The sequence below is a fragment of the Wolbachia endosymbiont (group A) of Tromatobia lineatoria genome (assembly GCF_964028565.1).
GTDB classification, from domain to species: domain Bacteria; phylum Pseudomonadota; class Alphaproteobacteria; order Rickettsiales; family Anaplasmataceae; genus Wolbachia; species Wolbachia pipientis.
The window spans coordinates 1-25,761 of the sequence record NZ_OZ034791.1 but is presented as its reverse complement, the minus strand read 5'-3'; the positions used below and the strand labels follow the sequence as shown (position 1 = coordinate 25,761).

General features: G+C 34.5%; 19 protein-coding genes, 1 tRNA gene and 1 pseudogene. 11 read left to right on the top strand and 10 right to left on the bottom strand.

The genetic code is table 11. From position 1 onward, the window contains the following. Nucleotides 1-111 precede the first annotated feature (111 nt). From recA to plsY, 6 genes are all read left to right on the top strand, one after another. Nucleotides 112-1,179, top strand: a complete 1,068-nt coding sequence (gene recA / locus ABWU48_RS00105; RefSeq protein ID WP_010963008.1) for a recombinase RecA — start codon at nucleotides 112-114, stop codon at nucleotides 1,177-1,179. Nucleotides 1,180-1,366: 187 nt separating this feature from the next. Continuing rightward, nucleotides 1,367-2,059, top strand: coding sequence for a phosphatidylserine decarboxylase (locus ABWU48_RS00100; RefSeq protein ID WP_007548750.1), 693 nt, complete (start codon nucleotides 1,367-1,369; stop codon nucleotides 2,057-2,059). Beyond that, nucleotides 2,056-2,826: a CDP-alcohol phosphatidyltransferase family protein gene (locus ABWU48_RS00095; protein WP_015589351.1), complete on the top strand. Its 771-nt coding sequence runs from the start codon at nucleotides 2,056-2,058 to the stop codon at nucleotides 2,824-2,826. The genes ABWU48_RS00100 and ABWU48_RS00095 overlap by 4 nt, the downstream gene beginning before the upstream one ends. A 22-nt stretch (nucleotides 2,827-2,848) precedes the next feature. Further along, the gene (locus ABWU48_RS00090; protein ID WP_038199325.1) at nucleotides 2,849-4,192 is read left to right on the top strand and encodes an alanine/glycine:cation symporter family protein; all 1,344 of its coding nucleotides are present in this window, start codon (nucleotides 2,849-2,851) and stop codon (nucleotides 4,190-4,192) included. A 1-nt stretch (nucleotide 4,193) separates the two neighbouring features. Further along, entirely contained in the window at nucleotides 4,194-5,660 is a 1,467-nt protein-coding gene (locus tag ABWU48_RS00085) for an alanine/glycine:cation symporter family protein (RefSeq protein ID WP_155969383.1), read from the top strand. A 12-nt stretch (nucleotides 5,661-5,672) separates the two neighbouring features. Beyond that, nucleotides 5,673-6,251: a glycerol-3-phosphate 1-O-acyltransferase PlsY gene (gene plsY / locus ABWU48_RS00080; protein WP_010963004.1), complete on the top strand. Its 579-nt coding sequence runs from the start codon at nucleotides 5,673-5,675 to the stop codon at nucleotides 6,249-6,251. Here the strand turns inward: plsY and ABWU48_RS00075 are convergent. The 4 genes from ABWU48_RS00075 to ABWU48_RS00060 form a co-directional block, all read right to left on the bottom strand. Beyond that, nucleotides 6,242-8,116 carry a hypothetical protein gene (locus tag ABWU48_RS00075; protein ID WP_353288368.1) on the bottom strand — a complete coding sequence of 625 codons (1,875 nt, stop codon included), beginning with the start codon at nucleotides 8,114-8,116 and terminating at the stop codon, nucleotides 6,242-6,244. The genes plsY and ABWU48_RS00075 overlap by 10 nt on opposite strands. Nucleotides 8,117-8,168: 52 nt before the next feature. After that, nucleotides 8,169-9,065, bottom strand: coding sequence for a cation diffusion facilitator family transporter (locus tag ABWU48_RS00070; protein ID WP_006280506.1), 897 nt, complete (start codon nucleotides 9,063-9,065; stop codon nucleotides 8,169-8,171). A 24-nt stretch (nucleotides 9,066-9,089) separates the two neighbouring features. Continuing rightward, nucleotides 9,090-10,436 carry an IS110 family transposase gene (locus ABWU48_RS00065; protein WP_264373686.1) on the bottom strand — a complete coding sequence of 449 codons (1,347 nt, stop codon included), beginning with the start codon at nucleotides 10,434-10,436 and terminating at the stop codon, nucleotides 9,090-9,092. Between the two features lie 285 nt (nucleotides 10,437-10,721). Further along, nucleotides 10,722-10,794, bottom strand: a tRNA-Val gene (locus tag ABWU48_RS00060). A 250-nt stretch (nucleotides 10,795-11,044) separates the two neighbouring features. Between ABWU48_RS00060 and ABWU48_RS00055 the strand changes: the two genes are divergently transcribed. The 4 genes from ABWU48_RS00055 (at nucleotide 11,045) to ABWU48_RS00040 (ending at nucleotide 16,188) form a co-directional block, all read left to right on the top strand. Beyond that, nucleotides 11,045-14,179 (top strand): peptidase M2, encoded by a 3,135-nt coding sequence (locus ABWU48_RS00055; RefSeq protein WP_353288367.1) that lies wholly within the window; start codon nucleotides 11,045-11,047, stop codon nucleotides 14,177-14,179. A 17-nt stretch (nucleotides 14,180-14,196) separates the two neighbouring features. After that, nucleotides 14,197-14,352 (top strand): hypothetical protein, encoded by a 156-nt coding sequence (locus tag ABWU48_RS00050; RefSeq protein WP_153296799.1) that lies wholly within the window; start codon nucleotides 14,197-14,199, stop codon nucleotides 14,350-14,352. Nucleotides 14,353-14,720: 368 nt separating this feature from the next. Then, nucleotides 14,721-14,864, top strand: coding sequence for a hypothetical protein (locus ABWU48_RS00045; protein WP_174517021.1), 144 nt, complete (start codon nucleotides 14,721-14,723; stop codon nucleotides 14,862-14,864). Between the two features lies 1 nt (nucleotide 14,865). Next, the gene (locus ABWU48_RS00040; RefSeq protein WP_353288366.1) at nucleotides 14,866-16,188 is read left to right on the top strand and encodes a collagen-like protein; all 1,323 of its coding nucleotides are present in this window, start codon (nucleotides 14,866-14,868) and stop codon (nucleotides 16,186-16,188) included. Nucleotides 16,189-17,267: 1,079 nt separating this feature from the next. On the opposite strand, the gene glyA is transcribed toward ABWU48_RS00040, so the two are convergent. The 4 genes from glyA to ABWU48_RS00020 form a co-directional block, all read right to left on the bottom strand. Next, on the bottom strand, nucleotides 17,268-18,545 hold the full coding sequence (glyA, locus tag ABWU48_RS00035) for a serine hydroxymethyltransferase (protein WP_209472475.1): 1,278 nt from the start codon (nucleotides 18,543-18,545) through the stop codon (nucleotides 17,268-17,270). A gap of 40 nt (nucleotides 18,546-18,585) precedes the next feature. Then, the gene (locus ABWU48_RS00030) at nucleotides 18,586-19,806 is read right to left on the bottom strand and encodes an MFS transporter (RefSeq protein ID WP_010081954.1); all 1,221 of its coding nucleotides are present in this window, start codon (nucleotides 19,804-19,806) and stop codon (nucleotides 18,586-18,588) included. A 135-nt stretch (nucleotides 19,807-19,941) separates the two neighbouring features. Next, a complete protein-coding gene (locus tag ABWU48_RS00025) occupies nucleotides 19,942-21,171 on the bottom strand; it encodes an MFS transporter (protein WP_010962993.1) in 1,230 nt (409 codons plus the stop codon). A gap of 75 nt (nucleotides 21,172-21,246) precedes the next feature. Continuing rightward, nucleotides 21,247-22,461, bottom strand: coding sequence for an MFS transporter (locus tag ABWU48_RS00020; RefSeq protein WP_174515889.1), 1,215 nt, complete (start codon nucleotides 22,459-22,461; stop codon nucleotides 21,247-21,249). Between the two features lie 488 nt (nucleotides 22,462-22,949). On the opposite strand from ABWU48_RS00020, the gene ABWU48_RS00015 reads away from it, so the two are divergent. Further along, nucleotides 22,950-23,438, top strand: coding sequence for a hypothetical protein (locus tag ABWU48_RS00015; RefSeq protein ID WP_006280043.1), 489 nt, complete (start codon nucleotides 22,950-22,952; stop codon nucleotides 23,436-23,438). A gap of 45 nt (nucleotides 23,439-23,483) precedes the next feature. Here the strand turns inward: ABWU48_RS00015 and ABWU48_RS00010 are convergent, their stop codons facing one another. Then, a complete protein-coding gene (locus ABWU48_RS00010) occupies nucleotides 23,484-24,677 on the bottom strand; it encodes a pyridoxal phosphate-dependent aminotransferase (RefSeq protein WP_010082012.1) in 1,194 nt (397 codons plus the stop codon). A gap of 91 nt (nucleotides 24,678-24,768) precedes the next feature. Then, a pseudogene (hemE, locus tag ABWU48_RS00005) lies at nucleotides 24,769-25,719 on the bottom strand (uroporphyrinogen decarboxylase); the annotation flags it as partial. Nucleotides 25,720-25,761: the final 42 nt, after the last annotated feature.

Sequence of the window (25,761 nt, the reverse complement as noted above, 5' to 3'; positions counted from 1 at the left end):
TATGAAAACGTTAATATTTTTCATTGAAATAATACATAAATACTAGAAAAACCTTGGCAGGTTATTCGCGTTTGATTATCATAGAGAATTATATAAATTAATAAATGATCTATGGCAAGTAACCCAGAAGAAAGAAATAGTGATAAACAAAAAGCGCTAGATAACGCAATAAGCCAGATTGAAAAAGCATTCGGTAAAGGTGCAATAATGAAGTTGAAGCAAAACCCTGTAGAAAAAATAGACACAATATCCACAGGATCAATTGCGCTTGATTCGGCTCTAGGTGTTGGAGGTCTGCCAAAAGGGCGTATAATTGAAATATTTGGCCCCGAGAGTTCTGGTAAAACCACTCTTGCCTTGCACGTGATTGCTGAAGCACAAAAAAAAGGAGGATCATGCGCATTTATCGATGCAGAACATGCATTGGATGTCTTATATGCTCGTAAACTTGGGGTAAGCACTGATGATTTAGTGATTTCACAACCAGACACTGGAGAGCAGGCGTTGCATATTGTTGAGTATTTAGTGTGTTCTGGTGCGGTTGATGTGATAGTTATTGACTCTGTCGCAGCATTAACTCCAAGAGCTGAAATTGAAGGTGATATGGGTGATCAACATATGGGGCTGCAAGCAAGGCTTCTAAGTCATGGGCTACGGAAACTAACCTCTGCCGTTTCAAAAGCGAACTGTATATTGATATTTATTAATCAAATTCGTATGAAAATAGGAGTAGTGTATGGAAATCCTGAAACTACCACGGGTGGAAATGCATTAAAATTCTATACTTCTGTAAGGCTTGATATAAGAAAAGTTGGTGTAATAAAAGACAAAGAAAATATTACAGGTAATGAAACAAGAGTTAAAGTTGTAAAAAATAAAGTTGCTCCTCCATTTAGAGAAGCAAAATTTGATATAATGTACAATGAAGGTATATCAAAACTCGGAGAAATAATAGATATGGGAGCAAAGCTTGGTGTGCTTGAAAAAGCAGGCGCTTACTATTCATATAACAACACACGTCTTGGGCAAGGAAGAGAGAATGTAAAAACTTACCTAAAAACAAACAAAGAAGTCGCAAATGAAATAGAAACGAAAATCAGAGATTTACTCAGAAATCATGATAATTCTATCATAATAGACGAGGATAGTGAGCAACTTTTAGAAGAATCAGTTTTCTGATCTAAACTTAGGCATTAGATTTTGTGTTGGACGGGTTGTTACAGTATGACGGTAATTCTATGTGCTAATATAACAATCTGTAATGTTACCTTGTATCAAAAAGACTTTGCTGAAGCAGTTAAAAAAAGCTTTTCATGAGAAATTATAAATGATAAATTGTTAACAATAGGTTATTGTTAATAAGATTATGTGTTTTGGTTTACCTAATATAAACAGGGAAGGTTATTCATTTATAGTAGTTTCCTTTATAGTAACGTGTATAGCATTCTCTATATCTTGGGGGTTTGGCGTTACGTGCTTGTTTCCGACATTATTGTGTACTTATTTCTTTCGTGATCCAGCAAGAGCTGTGCCAAACAATAAGAATCTTATATTAAGTCCTGCTGATGGTGTGATTTCAAAAATTGAAGAAGTTAATTATCCTTTATCAGCAGAAAACGGAGAGGAGAAGAAGTTTACGCTTGTTAGCATATTTTTAAGTGTTTTGAACGTCCATGTGAACCGTATACCAATATCTGGTACGATAAAGGAAATGAGTTATAAAAAAGGCAAGTTTGTATCCGCAATGAGCAATAGGTCTAGTAATGAAAATGAAAAGCAGGTTATTGTAATTGAATACGAAAAGGGGAAAGAAATTATTGTGGAGCAAATAGCTGGATTAATTGCACGTCGTATCGTTTGTAATTTAGGAATATCCCAGAACGTAAAAGCAGGTGAAAGGTTTGGAATTATAAGGTTTGGCAGTAGAGTGAATATCTATGTTCCTGCTGATACAGAAGTCAGAGTTTCAGAAGGGCAAACTGTTATTGGTGGTGAAACAATTATAGCAAACTTAAATAAGGAAAACGTTCAAGAGAAGCTTACTTTTGACGTTATATGAATAACGATGGAAGTAACAGTAGATTCTTACCTATTACTAAATTATTCCCAAACTTTATAACTTTATTGGGTTTATGTTCTGGTCTCACTTCACTTAAATTTACATTTAATGAACAATGGGAATTCTCAGTAATTTTTATCATCATTGCAGCAATAATAGATGGAATGGATGGCAGAATAGCTAGAATTCTAAAATCAACTAGCGATTTTGGAGCCCAGCTTGATTCTTTTGCAGATTTTCTAAATTTTGGTGCAGCGCCTGCATTTCTTTTGTATTTTTGGAAGCTAAACGAAATCAAAGTCATAGGTTGGATTTTAGTAATGATATACGTAATCTGCATATCAATAAGACTTGCAAGATTTAATGTTTCGCTACACTCAGAACAACCATACTGGGAAAAATTTTTCTTTTCTGGTGTTCCAGCTCCAGTGTGTGCTTTACTTTCTTTGTTACCAATAATTATTACCTTTCAATCTCATGAGAGTGAATACTTACTTCTCATAGAGCGATTTTTTAACACAAGAAACGTAGCTTGTTACTTTCTGGCCATTTCATTTTTTTCGATAAGTCACATTCCAACTTTCTCTGCAAAATATATTTATATTCCCAAAAGCCTATCCTATATATTTGTGTCATTTTTTGGAGTACTTATTGTATTTTTCATCAGTAAGCCCTGGATGACTCTACCAATTTTAGGTATAGTGTATACACTTACTATTCCAATAAGCATCGGGTTTTACATATATTTTACATATAAAACTCGTTAGCTAACAAAAAATAGAAAACTGCATGATTTTGAAGATAAGTGAACTATTAAATTCATTTCTGTATATAAAGATATTCAACATTCCATTTATAATTATTTGGGTAATTGCAACTGGAATCTTTTGTACTGCCCAGTTCAAATTCATTAACTTTAGGTTACTTAAATATGGAATACAGACGCTATTCAATCTAAAGTGTAATAACAGCAACAATGGCATAATCACTCATATTCAAGCGTTTGCAACAGTAATTTCAGGAACAGTTGGTCTTGGAACAATATCAGGAGTTGCAATAGCTATCACAATAGGGGGCCCAAGTGCAGTTTTTTGGATGGTAATTACCGGAATACTTGGTATGTCGATAAAGTTTGCCGAGGTGGTGCTTGCATTTACTTATCGCTCTGAAAATACAACTGGCGGGGCTTTTTATTACATGAAGTACGGGCTTGCAAAAATTGGATTTGCAAAAACTGGTAGATTTCTTGCCTTCACTTATGCGATTATGCTACTTATTGCAATGATTTTGGGCGGTATACCATTTCAAGCAAATCAAATAGCAGCACTATCAAATAACCTCCTAGAATACAACGCATCCATTATTATATCCCTGCTTGTCTTTATTGTAATATTGGGAGGAATAAAGCGCATTGCTTTCGTTTCAACGAGCTTAGCACCAATTATGATAGTGCTATATGTGGGTATGTGTATATATTTAATTTATGTAAACGGAAGTAATTTGCTGAATGCTCTATCCATAATATTCCAAGATATCTTCAATAAATCAGCTATAGGAAGCGGAGTATTGAGCGGATTAATAGCCGGAGTGAGAAGATCAGTGTTTGCTAACGAAGCAGGTACCGGAACAGCAGCTATAGCACATTCAGCTGTAAAAGAAGAAGATCCAATTAAAGTTGGGTGCGTTGCAATGATTGCACCACTTATAGACACAATATTAATCTCATTTTTGACTGGTATTGTGATAATTATCACTGGTATGCATAGCACTGATAACGTGGGTGATATTACACTAATTAGTTCGATATTTTCAACAGCTTTGCCCTTGTTCAGCAAGTTAGTTTTTCCGCTAATGATGTTTTCCTTTGCATTTTCCACAATAATAGCTTATTGTTACTACTGTGAAGTTGCTTTGCTGTATTTATTTGGTAGTAAAAAAATACTGATACCGTTCCAAATTCTTATAGTGGTTTCAGTGTATATCAGCTGTATGTCAAAGAATATAGAATTTATATCTTATCTAGGTGACAGTTTGTTTATGTGCCTTATGATTCCAAATGCTGTTGCAATATATCTACTAAGAAGGGAAGTTTTGAATACAATAGATTCTTATTACAATTCTAAAGGGTATTAACATGATTTATAGATTGCTTTGTATGGTGTTATTTTGCCTATTGTTTAATGATGTGTACGCTGCTTCAGGTTTTTACGAAAGTTATGACGCTGTGTTGAATGGAATAAATAACTTCATGAATGAAGTACTGTTTTTCAAGATCCTTTACGTGCCATTTATAATCCTTCTACTAGTTTTTGGTTATGTGTTTCTAACATTACGTTTTGGATTTCTCAACATAAGAATGTTTAAGCATGCGTTTGCTATTTTATGTGGAAAATATGACACGAATCACCATGATGGTCATATTACGCATTTTCAGGCATTTATGACTGCACTTTCAAGCACAGTAGGCCTTGGAACTGTTGCTGGAGTCGCAATTGCAGTTTCAATGGGTGGACCAGGAGCGGTGCCTTGGATGATGATTACAGGTTTTTTTGGTATGTCAGCAAAATTTGCTGAGGTAACGTTGGCGTTTAGACATAGAACAGAAGATCAGGACCAATTGTTTAGTGGTCCCTTTCAGTATATAAGGAATGGTCTGGAGGAATTTGGATTTAAAAAACTTGGTATTGTGCTGGCTGCCATGTATGCAGTATTCTTTGTATTATCAGGTCTTGGTGGAAGTGTAGCGTTTCAAACCAACCAAATGGTTTCAATATTATCTGGCTATTCAAGTTGGGTAGATGGTCACTCTTGGTTTCTTTCTTCCATAATTTCTGCGCTGCTTGCTCTAGTGATTATTGGCGGAATTAAAAGGATAGCTAGAGTATCTTCTGCACTAGTGCCTATTATGTCACTTATATATATCTTTAGTTGTATTATTATTATTGCATTTAATATTCATAACCTTGGTTATACGTTGAAAATATTATTTTCCACTATGATAGATTTCAATGCTGTTGGCGGAGGGATGGTAGGAGCATTTGTTGCTGGAATTCAAAGGGCAATCTTTGCCAGCGAAGCAGGTGTTGGTTCTGCTTCAATTACTCATGCAACAACTAAAGATGAAGAACCAGTAAGAACTGGACTAGTCGCTATGATAGAACCATGCTTTGACACAATGTTAATTTGCTGTTTAACAGGAATAACAATAGTAATAACAGGTGCATACCAAACAGGTGTTGGTGAGGGAATATTAATTACTCACAAAGCATTTGAGACAGTTTCTCCATGGTTTCCTATCCTTCTAACAGTAGCTGCTCCTTTGTTTGCATTTTCTTCAGTAATTTCGTTTGTATATTGTTGTGAAATGGGGTGGCTATATTTATTCGGTGCAAAAAGTATAGTGATATACCGCATAGCGGTAATAATTGTGGCGTTTTTCTCTGGTCTTTCTAAAGATATAATGGCTATTGCCAATATCGGTGGAACTTTATTCTCTTGTTTAGCTCTCATCAACATGACAGCGCTTATACTGTTTAGTAATCAGATTAACGATGAAGTTCAGTGCTACCTAAAAAGGCTGAGGAATAATAAAATTAATTAGGTTCTTGGTATAATGGAAAAGTATGTAGTCCTTATACTGTCCTACATACTCGGTTCAATACCGTTTAGCTTAATCATTACAAGAATAAAAGGGATAAACTTAAGAGAAGTAGGTTCAGGAAACATTGGTGCTACAAACGTTGCAAGGACGGGAAATAAATTTCTTGCTGCTTTGGCATTATTTCTGGATTCCTTTAAGGGATTTATTGCCGTTTATATAGCACAACAATTTTGTGATAATAACGATTTTTATATATATGTATCTGCAATTTTAGCAGTTTTAGGACACATGTTTCCTATTTGGCTAAAATTCAGTGGAGGAAAGGGCGTTGCAACCACTCTAGGGATACTGATAGCATTTAACATCGATATTACTTTAGTATTCGTAATAATTTGGATAATAGTCTTTCTTGCCTTTAGATACTCTTCCCTTGCTTCACTCAGTGCTACTTCAACGGCTGTAGCATGGTCCTTTTTTTTTCAGAGGAATTTGTTCTTAACATTACTAATTATAGGAGCACTGGTCTTCCTAAAACACCACAGAAATATTGTGAATCTTCTGCAAGGTAAAGAGTATAAATTTTATAGATAATGTACTGCCAAATTATTGACACTTAAACTACGAGACAAATTGCTTGACGGTATGATTTTGTCCTCTTTGTTTAAGTCTATGATTTTTGCTTTTGTTATATTCTCTACTTCTTGAGGTGTTAAAAGACCATCTTCAATGAATTCCTTTTTTGTTTCTCTTATTTTTTCATAAAGTTGAGTAACGTGATCTTTATTTCCTTCATATACACTTTCAATTTCTAACTCTAGCTTATGTGAAGCTCCTTTTTTTAACATTTCATCCATTGCTGCTTTTGTTACTTTTAACCTTTCTTGCAAAATTTTCTTTATTTTTTCCTTATCATTTTCGTTATTTTTACTGAGTTCTACATATACCCTATAACATCTTTTTTCTCTTGGGAGCATTCTTAACCCATCTAACATGCTAATTATCTGACCTTCAATAGTCTTCTCAGCCTTTAATTTAAATTCTGCTACTTCTTCTATTATCTTATTAGCTATTCTCTTAGCTCCATCCAAAGATGAATCCTTGAGAGAAAAATCTGTCTCGAGTAGATCTCGATTTAATAGCTCTAAGAATACTTTTTTTCCGATGTTTTCGAGTAAACTTTCTTGGTCATCTAAATCATGCTCCTGCAGTTTATTTCTCATGTGCTGAACCAGCTCACAACATTGTAATTTATTTAACTTTATAGAGCTAATATTTTTCACTAACGTCAGCACAATTTGTTCACTATATTGAGAAGTAATACTCAATAATTTTCTCATTAAAGGAATACTTACTTCTGAAATAAAATCATCAACTATTTTTTGACTTTCATCGTCTTCATAACCATTTTGAACGTCATACCAAGCCTTAAGAATTTCTTTATTGTTTTTCTTGTTTTTTAACCTGTCTAACATAAACTCACGTGCTTTATTTTGTGCTTCTGAGAGCAACATTTCCCTTGGGGGAGTAAATCTAATTTCTGGATCAGGATGAATACCCTCTAGCGTGCTTAACATTCTATAGATAATACCGGTGAAGCAAGTGTTAGGAATTTGCTCTTTTCTAGAGAAAGTTTGGCTATCAATTAAATTAGAAATCAATGCATCCTTTTTACTCTTAACGGCTTCTCCGTCTCCATCATTGCAAGCCCTTAAAACTAAAAGCAGAACCTGCCCACCTGTAAAGCCGGAGCTATGCTTTTGATCATCTTTGCAAAAGTCATCTAAAAATGCAATTACTCTTCCTTTATCCTCATCACTAAACTCATATGAATTGTTTATATATCCAATGAATTGAATATATTCATCATTTTTGATTACGTCTTCAGGTACTTGTTCACTATACTTACCTTTTAATTTATCAATATTTTTAATGATATCATCATTTAATTGATGGGGCAGTAAATGTTCAAGCTTAACATCAAAACTATTAACCATACCACGTAAATTCTCTTTTATACCTTCCAAAAAGAAATTTATAGAAGCTTTAAGAAGCGTAAATGGGTTAAAATCTTTTGTCCTTAGTTCACTCTGCAATAAAATTAATAGCATTGTAAGTGGTATAGTTCCCAGTAACGAAATAAGCAAGAAAGTGGTAGTGAAAGTTAGATATGTTATGAAAGCAGAAAACAAGAGGAAGGCTGCTACCTTGATTGTATTGTTTTTAAAAAATATTTCCCAATATTCCCTTTTGCTCATTTTTTGCTGTTTTGCCGTTTTTATTTCTTTGTAGATATAAAGAGTTTTAATTTCAGACCTGAAGAAGATAGTACCAAGAGAAAAAAGAACATTAACAGGATTAGTGATAATGCTTAACGAGACAAAAGCTCCAAAGTAGCTAACAAATTTTAGCTTACTAGAATCCTTTGAAAGAAATTGTATTTGAGAAATACCTATCATAGCTTACCTTCAACATCATTACACTCTAGTAATAGCATAATAATTTAAAACGTCAATGTTTAAGTATCTTATTATCCGCACACTCATCGTATTCGATCTCGACTGTAGAGTGTGCTATCTCGAACTTATCTAGCAATATTTTTTTTATTTCATATAAAACATTGGTGTGCTGCACATTTTGCTTTATTTTAGCATGCATGGTAATTATAAAATAATTATCAGACAGCGACCATGTATGTATGTGGTGCACATCTATCACTTCAGGTAATTCTGATGTGATCTTACTTTTTATCTCTTCAGCAGATATACCCTCAGGCGTACCTTCAAGGAGTATATGGCAAGAATTTTTGAGAATTTTATAGCCGCTATTTAGAATTATCACACTAACAAATACTGATAAGATTGGATCTACTATTTGCCATCCAGTAAGCATGATAATTATAGATGCAAGTATAGCAGCTACAGAACCTAAAATATCTCCTATAACGTGTAGTACAGCACTTTTTATGTTTATATTGCTCTCGCATTTACTATGTAATATAAAAAAGACTATTATGTTAGAGACAAGACCGAGTGTAGCAATTATTAACATTACTTTCCACTCAACATTGACTGGAAAAATAAACCTCTTTATTGACTCAATTATAATGATTACTGCAATGAGGAATAGAGTTAAACCATTAACAAATGCTGCAATTATCTGCAACCGATGATATCCGTATGATCTCTGCAAATCGGATTTCTTAGCTGAAAACCTATGTGCTAACCAGCTTAAAACCAAGGCAAAGAGGTCAGTGAGCATATGCCCTGCATCTGATAATAGAGCAAGCGAATGTGAAATTATTCCACCTACTATTTCCATAAACATTGTTATCGCAACTATTATTATGGAATAGATTAAGCGCTTGGACTGCGCTGCTGAGTGTTTACCGTTATGCACTGCTGTCATATAAAATCTTCTTCTAAGAAACTCCTAAGAACCTTCTTCATCTATCGGCTCCTCTTTCATTAGTATATAACCAAATTCCTTTGCTTTTTTAGTCAAATTTTTGACTACTCTCTCTTTGTAGAGTGTTTCATAATAGTTCATTCCTTTTTCTACATATTCTTGTCCATATTTTAGCATATTATAAAAAATACATGCTAATTTCCTTGCTGTAGCAGTGATCGCTTTTGGTATCCCTAGTCGCTTCTTTAACCTCCTGCAGTATGCACCAAGTGCAGTGTTGCTTCTTGATACACAATGAGCAGCAAGTCGCAAGGCAGTTGCAGCACGATTAACAACTTTACGAGTTCTTGTTCCAATAATTTTCCCTCCTGTAATTTTATTAGCAGGACTTAATCCGAGCCAGGAAGAAAAATGCTTTTCTGTCCTCCATTTATTGTGATTTATACCTGTTTCTGAAATGATAGCCTGTATACTTAATACATCAAGTCCTGGAACTCTAGTAAAATCCATCCCCGTTATTCGATATAAATCTTCATCTACGGCAAAATCTGGACTATTCTTCTGTTTTCTCTTTCGTGTCTTATTCAATGCCCTGTTCTCATTCGACTTTGTTTCAAATGTTTTATAGTAATTTTCTATACTTTTATCACATCCCGTTATTTGCTCTTGAAAAAAAGTATATGCTGCATATTCTTGTTTTAGCACAAACAAGTGTTCCTCTCTATAATCACCAGCTAACGCTTTTGCTATAGTAGACTGATCATTTTTTATTCGTGCATCCCTGAATTTAGCCAATTTCTCAGGATCTCTTTCGCCTTCAATTATAGCTTCAATGATTTTCATACCAGTTATCCCAGTAATATGACTAATAACCTTGTGTAATTGAATATTCATTTGAATTAGCGCTTTTTGCATACGTTGAGTATGTTTAGCTGCATTTTCAATTAGATTAGCACGTTGTCTAACGTAACTACGCAGTACACACATTTGATTATCCGGTCTAAATGATCCTTGAAGCAGTCCATAGCTGTGCAATTGTTGCAGCCATTGACAATCTTGAACATCAGACTTTCTACCAGGCACATTTTTGACATGTCGCGCATTTACTAATTTTACTTCAAATTTATGTGATTCTAATATTTGAAATAAGGGAATCCAATATACTCCAGTTGACTCCATGGCTACAGTTCTAACCTGACACTTTTTTAACCACTTTGCTAAGTTGTGTAGATCTACTGTAAAGCACCCAAATTTTTGGATACGTTGTTCATCTCTTCCTTCAGGTACACATACATAATGTACAGTCGAGCCAATATCAATCCCTGCTGCATCAAGGTTTATTGTTTTTAATTTACTTTTTGCTTCTGCCATATAAAATCCCTCCTATATTATTATGATAAGAAGCACTTCAGCTTGGGACGGTTAGGTTATACAATCTTCTAAACGAGGTAGCCCAAAAAGAACTCCATCAATGGTTTTACCATTTCCCCCAAAACCATGCTTTCAAACGGGCATTTATAGCACCATTGATTGTTTCGGTTATAGCTGCAGAAGCGCTTCTTCATAACACTATACCCAAAGAACATAAAGTAAAGAGGGAGTTTCTTTTTGGTTTTACAGATTTTATCTGTTCTGGGCTTTTCATAAACAAAAACGTGGGTAACACTGGGTTCGAACCAGCGACCGCTTGCACGTCAAGCAAGTGCTCTACCAACTGAGCTAATTACCCATCGTGGTTTTAGTATAGTGCTTTGGTGGAATGAAAGTCAATAAACCACTTTGCTTTTGTCCTTGTCCAATGTGATTCCGGAATATAGCTGTATAGAATTTCAGCCATATTCTAAATTTTACATATTAAGTTAACTATCTATACTTTATTTATTAAGATATAAATTATATTAATACAGGGATTTACGTTTTTTTTAGGGAAATTACTTTATGCTTGATATTGAAAGATCAGCAAATTAGAGGTTAAAATTATGACAATTAGTCAACAAGTAAATAAAAATATAACTAAAGCAGAATATTTCAACAATAACGGCAAAGGGTTTAATTCGCCACATGTTATAGAAGTTGAAGATTTAAATATTAAAGTAGAGGTTTATTCTCACAATTTAAGAGCAAGTAAAGTTGCTAACATTGAAAGTGAGATAAGAGAAACAGCTACTAATTTTAAAAACGCATTCGAGTTAGAACGCGGCAGTTCAGAACAAACATTTAAAATTTACATGTTTGATGACAAGGATGATTACACTCACCTTGGCGGAAGCGAGCGTTTCGGTTCTTACCTTGGAGACGAAGGTGGTAAATGTTACTACAAAGGGAAAGCTGACGTTTTTGCTGAAATGTACGTCTACCAGCAAGGTGGCATTCATAACCTTCAGCATGAATTTGCACATGGTTTAACTTACTTGGCTACAGGAGGCAAATCTTTACCTACAGTATTAATGGAAGGAATTGCAGACTACTTTGAGCATCATTCAGATCATAAATTCAATTCTCAAGGATCAAGTATCGACAAAACTGAAGCTGCAAATTTGGATTTAGATAAAATTTTAAGTTTAGAATACTCAAAGGACAGCGAAGCAAATAGCTTGGTTTATAAAACAGGTCATGCGTTGATAATGTACTTACAGGAAAAAGATCCTAGTTTATTAAGAGACTACCTAGATGCTTTACGTCAAGGTAACTCAGATGAGTCAAAAAGTTTCTTGAAAGACATAAAAGGACACGATACTGACTTCAAAAGTTGGCTTGCTGAGAATGATACAGAAACTGCAATGGAACATCTCAACGCTTTGCAAGTTACAAAAGGAGATTTCATAGCAATTGGTCAAGAAATAGTGGGTGGAGAAATTAAAAACGTATCCTACTATAAAGCAAATATAGAAAAAATGGATGGAGAAAACGTTGGAAGTTTTTCTCCTGTAGAACACGTTGCATTTTATGATGTTGCTCGTGCTATAAATAGGGCAACAAATGATACACTTGATATATCAAAGGAATATCATTTCCTCAAGGTAGTAAAAACTTCCGATGGACAGGATAAACTAACTTACTCTGACCAACAAGGTAATGAATATCGAAACAGTCAAGAGTATAAAAATCAGGCTTTAAGGATATTATCAAAATATGATACAGAAATTAAGAATCAGGTAGATGAATTTGATAATTTGAATAAAGAACGTGGTGAAATGTATCAAAAATATCATAAAGGAGAGATTACTATTGAAGAGTTACGTAATGAGGAAAATACAAAATACAGACCAGCATTTTTAAAGTTTGATCAACTAAAAAACAAAGCTGTTGATAAGATTGAAAATAATTCCCAAGCAGCAAAAATATTAGATGGGCTGGTCAATATCGATCCAAACTTAATCAGAGGTACTCATATTGATCTACAAGAAGGTAAGATTTTTTCTATGCAAGCTCATGGTCAAGGAGATATGGGTGCACTGTCTATATATGACGGAAATACAAAGCTTGGAGAATTATTGAGCGAATCAGGATTTTTTAAGCAAGTTGAAGGCCAAACTAAAGAAACTTTCGTTTTTGAGGATATATTACACAACTTAAATGTTTCATACGAAGGTGGTGCTTACATGGCAGTTACAAAAGAAAACGGTCATTATAAAGCTTCCCTAATAGATGGCAGAACAGTTGAACGTGATGAATACTTTGATGAGGCGCATTTACATGAAAATGAATTGTTGCATCCTAGCACTGGACACATCCAAAAAGATTTAGATTCTCTGCTCCTTAGAGGTACCAAAATTTTGAATCATCAGGATTCAGAGCATGCCCAATATTCTGATGAGCAAAAGGCAAATGGAGTAATCGTAGAAAAAGGAAAACTACTGGATAATAAGGGAACAGATAGGACAGACGACGATGTACACGAAGCGGTTGTAAAACAAGGAGGCGAAAATTTACATACATTCAAAAATATGGGCTTTTATATTACCGAAAAAGGTGATCTATTTATTCATGACCATATAAACTTAGAGAAATATGGCTCTGGCAAACTTTTTGCTATAAAGTACGACCCAAATGATTATCACATACAAAGAAACTCCAGCGGTGAAATAGTTAGAATAAAAGATCAAACATATTTCACTAAAGTAAAATTGTTTGATGGTGATGAAGAAATTGGAATGTTGTCTAATAACTTTCACAATTTCAAAGGGAAAATATTCTTTTCTGCTGACTACAACTACAGTTATAACGATTTCCTAGCATCTGTTTCTCCTCAAGTTGAAATTGAAGATATGGGAAATGGAAGTAAAAAAATAACTTTTGATCAAGGCAGTGGCGATATCGGTGATACTAATAGAGGCTACACGGACTATCAGAGAATATTTACAAAAGAGAAACAAACCGAAAGTCCAAAAGGGCAAGTAAGTGAAACTAAGACAGAAGTTCATAGTACTACTAATGTTGTTGCACAAGCTGCTGAAGAGAAAACTGCATCAAACGACAATAGTGAAATGCAGTCTGATCAGCCACAAATTCCAACAAGGGCAAAAAGGTCAGCTTCAGTGGAGGAGAAAGAGCAAGAACAGGTAGTATTAAAAGACACAATTCTCAAAATAGAAAAGAGCTACGAGCAGGACTCAGAAGGGAAGCATAAGGCAAATGTAACGATAAATTATAATGATGTGAAAGCCTTGTATGATAGAGCGGAAGGAGCAGAAAAGCAATCTGTGTTAGATTTTTGGAACAAACTGCACACATCAGATTATAAGGTTGGTGCTTTGCCGGAAGACAAATACTATTTTGAAAAAGGCAAATTCGTAATCCACGATAGTGGCACAAAGAAGCTTATAGTGTTACCTGAAGATAAGGTGTCCATCAAGATAATGAAGGATGGTGATAGTTATAGTTTAGCTATATCAAGTGGTAATGGCAAAGTAATAAACAGCATTAGTAAAATAGATAATCCAAATTACGAATTGCTGTCAGATTCAAGTCATTTCAATTCAGGGGAGCAAGATAATATTGTATTATCAGATCAACATCACGAATATAATCTTTATCTAGAGAATGGTTTTGTGAAAATGTTCGATTGCGCAAGCGATCACATTTATCACGACCACAACTCGGCCTATATCTAATACATACAAGGAGGGCAGTGCCCTCTTCTTGTCATTCCAGTGTCAAGCACTGCCGTCTTGGATGGAAACCAGCGTCACGCCCTGGAATGACAGGGTTTGTCATCCGAGTAGCCCCTTCGGTGTCATCCCAGTGCCCAGACACTGGGATGGCTTTGTTGCATCGCTACTTATGAAAGGCTAACTATAATTAGGATTATAAGCAACCTATTGAAAATCTTGTTTTTTTGCAATCAATCTGATCAAATTTAAGAATAGTAATTTATTATTTATATTAATAAATTTAATTCTATTGAAAATAGCTAAAGCATTGAAATTCTTGAATTTTAGCCGGATTAGTGAGTGGTAGTGAAATTTCTTTTACTCAAATTTAGGTATTCACTGACCGTTCTTGTTATAAATACCAGAATAATAAGCTACTGATATTCTCCACCTTTTTTATCTTTAATCCATCATAGCTAGCGATGCAACAAAGCCCACTGGGATCCAGAAAACTTAACTTTAAATAAGTGGCTGCATAATAAAGGCTGGATTCCAGACTGGAATGACATCATCTGCTACACACTTGAATGACAAGAGAAGAATTCTGAAACAACAAGTTTCAAGGAAATCTTATGTAAAATCTAACATTAACGAAAATTATACTATTTTCATGCATGCTATGGTTTTTGTAATTAATGGAGGGTGATATGGCGTTGAGTGAAAAATTGAGTACAATAGATACAATAGAAAACCTTGCAACTAACAAAAATTTTTTAGGAAAATTGATAGTGGAACTCAATAAAGGTGCTAATGATAAAGGTATATATACTAAAAAAGGTGTGGATGATGAGTTGAGAAAGAAAGCTAATACTGCAGATGTTTACACTAAAAGAAATGTAAATGATGAGTTGGCAAAAAAAGCTGACAAGAATTACGTCGATGCTGAGCTAGGAGAGAAAGCTGGTGCAGCTGATCTAGCCAACAAAGCTAATACTGCAGATGTTTACACTAAAACTGATGCAGACACTGCTTTTGTCAAAGCTACAGAGCTTAAAACAAAAGCTGCAGCGAAAGATGTCGTGGATGCTATAATTGCTTCTACTGATTTTACCGATAAAGTATACACTAAAAATGATGCAGATACTGCGTTTGTTAAAACTGCAGATCTTGCAACAAAAGTTGCAAAAAAAGCTGTTGTGGATGCTTTAATACCAGAATTAGCAAAAGGTGATGATGATAATGGTATCTATACTAAAAAAGGTGTTGATGACACGTTTCTTAAAACTGCAGATCTTGGAACAAAAGTTGCAGAAAAAGCTGTTGTGGATGCTTTAATACCAGAATTAGCAAAAGGTGCTGATGATAATGGTATCTATACCAAAAAAGGTGTTGATGATGCATTTGTTAAAACTTTAGGACTTACAGATACGCTAAAAACAGAAGTAGTAAAACAGCCTGTTGTGGATGCTATAACTGCTTCTCCTGATTTTACAAATAAGGTATATATTAAAGCTGCTCCAGCCGATGAAGTTTACACTAAAACTGCTGCAGAGACTGCTTTTGTTAAAGCTACAGAGCTTAAAACAAAAGCTGCAGCGAAAGATGTCGTGAATGCTATATTTGATGCAAAAGACGGCGACAAATCAATTTTAGTGGATAAATTAGGAGGATTTCTTGATGCTACTGACACAGCGTATGGTGACAAAAATGATCAAACAGCAAAGGTGTTCTTAGGAGGTAAAGGGCTAAAAGGGGAGACAGGAGCCACTGGTCCTAAAGGAGCAGATGGTAAAGATGGAGCTCAAGGCCCACAAGGGGAGACAGGGGAGACAGGGGAGACAGGGGAGACAGGAGCAGATGGTAAAAGTCCAACAGCTGCTGAAATAGCTACTGAGAAAGCCTTACAAGAGCATGTAACAAAGATAAGCATACAAAGTCCAGAATTTAAAAGAGCTGTGCAAGAGGAAATGTCACAACCGTATTTTGAGCCTCCAACAAGTGATGATGCTGCACTTAATTGGACTTGGTAATACAGCTTAGATCGAAGTAGTCACGCTACTTGGATGACGTCATATGGTCCTCTGATGACGGAAAAAGGACTCGGATAACACCCTACAATGTCATTCCAGCGCGTGACGCTGGAATGGCTTTGTTGCATCGCTACTTATGAAAGGCTAACTATAGTTAGAATTATAAGCAACCTATTGAAAATCTTGTTTTTTTGCAATCAATCTGATCAAATTTAAGAATAGTAATTTATTATTTATATTAATAAATTTAATTCTATTGAAAATAGCTAAAGCATTGAAATTCTTGAATTTTAGCCAGATTAGTGAGTGGTAGTGAAATTTCTTTTACTCAAATTTAGGTATTCACTGACCGTTCTTATTATAAATACCAGAATAATAAGCTACTGATATTCTCCATCTTTTTTATCTTTAATCCATCATAGCTAGCGATGCAACAAAGCCCGCTGGAATCCAGCCTTTTCATAATCATTAAAATGTTGTATTTTAACATAAAACGGCTACTTTTATGCTTACTAACTTAATAAAATTCCTGGATCCCAGTGTCTGGGCACTGGGATGACACCCTACTAGCAGAAGTTACTCTCAAATGTTTGTTCATGTTAGCTACAAACATTAAGAAATTTACCAAACGAAAAAAAGGCAAAAGAAGCCCCAGTCATTGTCTATTTTCAGTATTGGCGTTTTTTAAGTCTTAAACACTGCAATTTAGCTGCTTTTAAATGCAACTCATCTTAGTTTAAATGTTTAAGAAATTTACTAAGCAGAAAAAAAGGCAAAAGAAATCCCGTATTAGCTAGTTGTCACTCTCTAATCCTGCAAATTGGCGTGCTATACTGTCTTAAACGCTTTATAAGCGCGTTTCAGCTTATATAGGTAAAAACCCAGAAATGTTGTGAAGACGTAGGGTGCGCATAGTGCAAAAAATTAAAAATAAGACGCCAATTACGTAATACTGTTGTCGTTTAATCTGCACAGATTGAAGATAAATGAATACCTTCAGTTTCATGATAAGAGGGCTGGCGAAGGGTGTCAAGTAAGTTTTTTCGTTTCTACCAGCTACTTGGATGACACCACATAAATTAATAAATAGGAAAATTACTACAAATCCTTTCAACTTTAGCTTTTACTGCTTTTTCGACACTTGAGCTATTTCCGCTGATTAATCCTTGAATTACTTCATTTATTAGACCAGCTATCTCTTTAAAATTTTCTGCCTCAAGTCCGCGTGTTGTCTCAGCAGCGGTTCCAAAACGGAGCCCTGAAGTGATGGTCGGCTTTGCTGTATCAAATGGTACAGAGTTTTTATTACAGGTAATACCGGCTCTCTCAAGGCTATCTACAACGTCTTTTCCAGTTAATTTCTGCGATCTTAAGTCAACTAGCACTATATGAGAGTCAGTGCCACCGGTTATAATGTCAAGTCCATGCTTTTGCAATTCTTGAGCCAGCACTTTCGCATTTTCCACGACTTTCTTGCTATAAGTCTTAAACTCTGGTGCTAATGCTTCTTTAAATGCAACAGCTTTTGCAGCTATCACATGCATAAGTGGCCCGCCCTGCAATCCTGGAAAAACTGCGGATTGAATTTTTTTGTGTAATGCTTCATCATTGGTCATCACTATTCCACCACGAGGACCACGCAAAGTTTTGTGAGTCGTGGAAGTCATAACATGTGCATATTCAGCAGGGGATGGATATTCGCCCGCTGCAATAAGCCCTGCATAGTGAGCAATGTCTGCAAGCAAATAAGCACCAACTTTATCTGCAATCTCGCGAAAGCGTTTGAAGTCCATTTTTCTTGGATAAGCAGAAGCACCAGCTATGATCAATTTCGGTTTATGCTCCAGCGCCAGCTTTTCTATCTCATCCATATCCAGCAAGTAAGTGTCTTTATTCACTGTATATTGAATTGACTTAAACCATTTACCAGAAAGGCTTGGTGCCGCACCATGAGTTAGATGCCCACCGCAACTCAGTGATAATCCAAGTATTGTATCGCCTGGAGTAAGCAGTGAAGCAAATACCGCCTGGTTTGCCTGAGAACCAGAATGAGGTTGAACGTTTGCAAATTTAACACCAAACAACTTACAAAGTCTTTCTATAGCCAGACTTTCAATTTTGTCCACATGCTCACAACCACAGTAATATCTTTTACCTGGATAACCTTCTGCGTATTTATTAGTCAGAAAAGAGCCTTGTGCCTCCATTACCGCTTTGCTTGCAAAATTTTCTGATGCAATTAATTGCAATTGTGATTTTTGGCGTTGTAATTCTTTTTCTATAGACTGATAAACCTCGTTATCAAAAGACTTTAAACTATTTTTAGAGCCACAGATTTTTTTTAAAACACTCATCATAGATCAAACCTCGCTTTAATTTTAAGATGCACAAGCAATTTTAAGACTGCTTATCCTGCTTTTTTAACCATAAGAGCCCAAAAACAGCTATCAGCAAACATACAGGAATAATAGATGTTGCTTTTATCAGCAATTCAGCACTATACACAGGATTTCCTTGTATCACTGTCCTATCCCAACACAAATCTATTATTTTTGCGATCCCAGTGTGAAAAAAATAGCCAAAAACCATGACTATCATATTTGACACAGCTGTAGTTAATCCTATTAAGTTATTATTTACATAACTTAATGCTTTGTACAGTGTTACTATTTGATATCCAGAAGCGAAACCTATAACAAGAAGTGCAGGCAATACAATATACAATCCGCCAGCCTGTGTAAAAAGTAAAAGGAAACTAGCAATCATTGCAAAGGAACAGACAATAATAACTTCATAATGTCTATTTGGATATTTTTCTAATATGTGAGCAAAAGAGAGCAATCCAGCTGCAAATCCTACATATATAACAGAAGAAATTGAAGACGCTAGATCACCGGCCATTTGATATACCTCACATAAAAAAGCTTTTGTCCAAGCATCAGCAAAACCTTCTAGTGGACCTACCATTAAGCCACCAAAAAAACTAATTAGAATGATATATTTATTGAAAAGCACAGTTTTTAGATCCTTCATGCTAATTTTTTCTTTTCGAAAGTCGTAAGCATTGTAAGGAATAACTAAAAATAAAGATAAAGCGAGTAAGAAACCAAACCCTGAAAGAATATAAATTACGTAATTCCAACCAAACTCATCAAGCAAAAGTTCTATTGGTAGACCACCATATATTGCCCCTAATAGCCCTATAATAACAGATATGCTTGCCATTTTTGCTGATTTTTCTCGCGGAAAATACATACTGGCAACTTTAAATACTCCTATTACTGACGCAGACGAGCCAATCCCAACAATTATTCTACCTAATACTGAATAATACCACTCATCAAAGCACACAAGAGGTAATGTTCCAATAGATACCAAGACAGCACAAATAGGTAAAACAATTTTTGGACCGAATCTATCAAAACAAAGACCAACAGGGATATGAACTAGTGTAAATCCCACATAGTAGAGACCATTAAATTGCCCTAAATCTGCAATGCTTATATTAAATTTTGTTATTAATACAGGCGCAATTATGTTTGGCATGACACGTAACACATACTGGTATGCATAGAAAAGAGATACTATCAACCATACAAAAAAATTACTTTTCGACATACCTACCACCTAATAAAACCCAATTACAATTAAAACAAAAATATCAAAGTAAAATAAAGTATTATATTTCATAATAACAAGAGCCTTAAATTAGTACATCTAACGATTTTATCATACGAGCCTTCGATAAATTATCTACTTATTACAATCAACTTCTCTAAAATCTTTATTTTTTAACCATAAGAGCCCAAAAACAGCCACCAGCAAACATACAGGAATAACTGATGTTGCTTTTATCAGCAATTCAGCACCATACACAGGATTTCCTTGTATTATTGTTCTATCCCAACACAAATCTACTATTTTTGCGATCCCAGTGTGAAAAAAATAGCCAAAAACCATAACTATCATGTTTGACACAGCTGTAGCCAGGCCTACTAAGTTATTATTTACATAACTTATCGCTTTGTAAATGGTAACCACCTGATATCCAGATGTGAAGCCAATAATAAAAAGCGTAGGTAATACAACATACAAGCCACCAATCTGAGTAAAAAGCAAAAGAAAACTAGCGATCATTGCAAATGAGCATGCAATTATTACTTCATAATGCTTATTTTTATATTTTTCCAATAAATAAGCCAAAGAGAATGATCCTGTTAACATTCCTATCAATATTACGGAAGAGAGAGAAGATGCCAAGTCTTCATTCATTTTATATACTTCAAAAAAGAATGCTTTCACCCAACCATCGGCAAAACCTTGCATTGGACCGACCATGAGTCCACCAAAAAAGCTAATTAGAATAATATGCTTGTTGAAAAGTATGTTTTTTAAGTCTCTAATGCTAACTTTTTCCTGTTGAGCATTGCTTTCAGGCGTTACTAAGAACAGCAACAGAGCAAGTAAACACCCAAATGCTGAGAATGTATAGATAACATAATTCCAGCCAAATTTATCGAGTAAGAAGTCTAAAGGTAACCCGCCACATATCCCTCCCAAAATTCCTATAATTATAGATAAGCTGGCCATTCTTGCTGATTTTTCTTGCGCAAAATACATGCTTGCAACTTTAAAGATTCCAATTGCCGAAGCGGATGACCCAATTCCCACAATTATTCTTCCAATTATTGAATAACTCCACTCATCAAAGCATATAAGCGGTAGTGTTCCGGTAAATGTCAAAACGGTACAAGCAGGTAAAACAAACTTTGGTCCAAATCTATCAAGGAAAAGACCAATAGGTATATGAGCTAGCGTATAGCCTACATAGTATAACCCACCAAACTGGCCAACATCTGCAATACTTATGTTAAATTTTGTTATTAATTCAGGCGCAATTATGTTTGGAATTACGCGTAATATATATTGGTATGCATAAAACAGTGACGTCAACAACCAGATTAAAAAATTCCTCTGCAACATGAATCTCAGCTAAAATTTAGGATTATAGATACTTTAGTTATAAAAAACAATACTATATTAATCATCTAAATCTGCTTAGCTCTTTTTACAGCTTATAACTTTAAGTAACCAAAAGCCTATCATTCCTATTAGTAGGCATATAGGTATTATTAACATAGACTTAACCATTACATCAGTTCCATAAAATGGCTTTCCATCGATAATTTCACCGTTCCAATAAAAATTCATTATATTTGCAATAATGACGTGAAAAAAATAACCAAAACTCATAACTATGGAATTACCTACAGATCCTGCACTTGCTACTGCTTCGTTTTTTACACAACTTACAACTTTAGCAGTAAAAACAATTTGGTATGCAGAAGCAAGACCAATAATGAATAGTAATATACATGCCAGGAGTTCACTAATATTGCATATAAAAAGTAATAAGAACACAATTATCATGGCCATAGCACAAGAAATTATTATTTCATAGTGCTTGGTTGGATTTTTTGCTAATATGTAAGGAAGTAATAAATGCCCAAAGCCAAAGCCTATTAGTATCCATTTTGAAATGCTATATGCAATGTGTCTATCTATAGCGTACATCTCATGCAAGAATGTTGCGGACCACGCATCTGCAAAGCCTTCTAATGGTCCAACCATAAAACCGCCAAACAAACCTATCAATAAAATATCTTTATTAAATATAACTTTGCTTAAATTTTTAATATTTAATTCTTCGTCTGAGGTGCCAACTTTAGGTATAGATATAAAGGTAGTTAAAGCAAGCAATAATCCAAGCATTATACACACAGTAAATAAATAATCCCACCCAAACTTATCAAGTAAGACATGTAATGGTTTGGTGGCAAATACACCACCTGAAATGCCAATAATAACCGATATGCTGAACATCATGGCAAATTTTTCTCTATGGTAATAGATTCTTATTATTTTAAAGAGTCCAAGTACTGAAGCAGAGGATCCAATACCAGTAATTATTCTTCCAATAATAGAATAACTCCAATCATTAGAACTGACTAAAGGTAAAGCACCTAAAGATGTTAATGCAATACAAATCGGTATAACAACTTTAGAACCAAATCTATCTAAAAGAATACCTACAGGAATATGTGCTAACACATAACCTACATAATACAGTCCACAAAATTGTCCTATTTCTGTTGTTCCTATATTAAACCTTACTACCAATTCAGGAATTATAATATTTGGAATTACGCGTAATATATATTGGTATGCATAAAACAGTGACGCCAACAACCAGATTAAAAAATTCCTCTGCAATACTTTACCCCAAAGCTAGCGTTATAGATACTCTGTTTATAGAAAACAATATTTTTATGAATACTTATTTTAATTTACCGGAATTTTATACAGTTGAACTCATAGCCAACATAAGTAGTTTATGCATTAACTAAATTTTCCAGGTTCAAGTTTGGATGATGGAAAAAGTTCACTTTTTCTATTTTTAAAAGAGACCTTTTATTTTACTTATAATTTTTTCTACCATATCTACAACTGGCTCATGAATAAGGTATATGAAAAAAATTACACCACAAATGATAAGTATATTTATGATTTTACCCTTATTCATCTTTATCTTGAGCTTCACTTTTGTTACAAGATCCATTTTATTTATGTTTTTATTTCATGCTGACAATTATATCTTAAATACCATAATTTTCAGTAAAATTTGACTTCAGAAGTATTCTATTAATTCAATATTAACCTTTTTATGTGTAAAATAGTTAATATAATATTAAAGCAGGCTGATGAATATAAGCACGATAGATAATACGCTGCAAAATTACATAACAAAATACATTGAACAAACATTCGCTACACACGTGCTAGGCAATAGATACGACAAATTGTATAGGAAACTTCTAAGTGGTATAGAAGAGATAATAAAGCTTGCTGTAAATGAAGCAAAACACTACGATGAAAATTTAGAAGATCTATATAACGATTCAAGATTTAATAAGAAATTTATTCAAGCTGTTGCTAAACATCAGGTGTCGGAATTTTTAAATACTTATCCGAAAAGAAAAGAAATTGTTGCAGAATTTTACAATGAACATCACATTAACGAAAGTGATTTAAAGACTCTGGAAAAGGGGAAAGATTTAGTAAATAAAATAAATAACATTAACTTACTGCAACAAAATGAAAAAAATGAGGAATTCAATATTAGAAAGACACTTGCTCAATCAATAAAAATGCCTTCCATAGAAAAACACAAGTTAGAACATTCAAAATAACCTTGGCGAAGTATGGCAAAATATACAACTTATGGATAGTCTATTTCATTTTAACTCCTGGCACGCTTTAGTAATACTATCACATCCAATTTCTAATTGTTCCTGAGAGGTTGCATAAGAAATTCTGATAAAATTTTCTAGACCAAATGCAATTCCTGGAACCACAGCAACCAAATGATCTCCCAGTAAGTATTCAGTAAAATCTAAATCATTATTTATTATCTTACCACTTTTTGTGCTTTTACTGAGCAATCCTTCACATGAGACAAATAAATAAAACGCACCTTGTGGAACAGACGCTGATAATCCCGGGGCAGAATTTAGCTCTTTCACCATAAAATCTCTACGACTCTTAAAAATCCTTGTTCTTTCTTTCAAAAAACTATGATCACCGTTTAATGCTGCTGCTGCTGCTGCTTGTGCTATCGAATTTGGATTAGAAGTGCTTTGAGACTGCAGCGTAGAGATAGCTTTTACCACATCACTTCTACCTGCAATATACCCTATTCTCCAGCCTGTCATTGCATAGGCTTTTGATACTCCATTGACTACAAAAACTCTATCATAAAGCTTCGGCTCAACCTGAGCGATAGTAAAAAACTTTTCGTCGTATATTATATGCTCATAAATATCATCTGTAACGACATTCATATGTGGATATTCAAGCAATATTTGTGCTATGTCTTTCAATTCATCACATGTGTACACAGCTCCTGCAGGGTTGTTCGGTGAGTTAAGAATTAACCATTTAGTTTTTTTAGTTATCCTGCTTTTCAATAATTCCGCTGTCAGTTTAAAATTTTGTTTGCATTCTACTACAACTGGCAAGCCGCCAAAAAGACTTACCATATCAACATATGAAACCCAATAAGGAGCTGGAATAATAACTTCATCTCCAGAGTTAATTGTTGCCATGAACAAATTGAATAACACCTGCTTAGCACCTGTACCAACACAGATTTGGTTAAGCGTGTACTCGAGGTTATTATCCTTTCTTAACTTATTAATTATTGCTTCTTTCAGCTCACGCGTTCCATCAACAGCAGTATATTTAGTCTTACCTTCACTTATTGCTTGAATAGCTGCTTTTTTTATATGATCTGGAGTATCAAAATCCGGTTCTCCTGCAGCTAAAACACAGATCTTTTTTCCTTCATTTTTCAACTTATTTGCCTTATCAGTTACAGCAATCGTAGGTGATGGTTTTATTAGGGACATTCTTTTTGCAAGGTCTGACATATCTTACTGAAGCTAAATTCAAATGATAAACCCCGTACAACAAAAAAGCTAGAATTTTGTGTATTGTATTAGTAGCTTTTTACCAGGTTTACCAATGCAGCAATATTTTCAACTGGAGTATCAGGGAGTACTCCATGTCCGAGATTAAATATGAAGGGTAAATCTCTAAAGCAATCTATTATACGTTTTGCTTCTTTGATTGCTTCCGTTTTATTATAGGCTAAAAGATTAGGATCAAGGTTTCCTTGTAGAGGGATGTTTAGATTCGCTTTCGCCCATTTTATTGGAACATTATAATCTATACTTACTGCAGATACACCTGTTTGTTCGCAGTAATCTTTATAAAGATTTCCAGCAGACCTTGGAAAACCTATTATTGGAAAATCAGAAAATCTATCCTTTATTGCCAAGATAATTCTCTTTGTTGGTTCGATAACATATTCTTTAAACAATGGTTCCGATAACGCACCAGCATTACTGTCAAATAGCTGAATAACATCTGCTCCAAATTCTATCTGTTTAATTAGATAAATAATCGTTACTTCCGTTATTCGTTCAATTATTTCCTTCAAACACGAAGGATAAAAATTTAATACTTTGGAAAAAGTTTTGCTGCTCCTACCTTCTATGATGTATGAGGCTACTGTCCATGGTCCACCAGCAAATCCTATGAGAGATTTTTCTTTTGGTAATTGGCTTCTGACTTTTTTTACAGCGTTTAGAATTGGTAAGGTTTTAGTTTCAATTTCTTGTGGACCCTTCAATTCCTTAGGACTTTCCACGGGTTTTATTATTGGACCTACACCGCGTACGAAATTCACGTCACAACCCAAAACATCAGCTATTATTAAAATGTCTGAAAAAATTATCGCCGCATCCATGTCAAATCTTGTCACCGGCTGTAACGTCAATTCTGTCACTAAATCTGTGTTGTAGCATATCTCCATAAAATTATTCATATTTTCTACTGCTTTGCGGTACTCAGGAAGAGACCTGCCAGCCTGACGCATTAGCCAGATAGGCACTCTTCCACCCGGCTCATTTCTCTTAATAATTTTCGCTATTGTTGTTTTGCCGCTTTCCA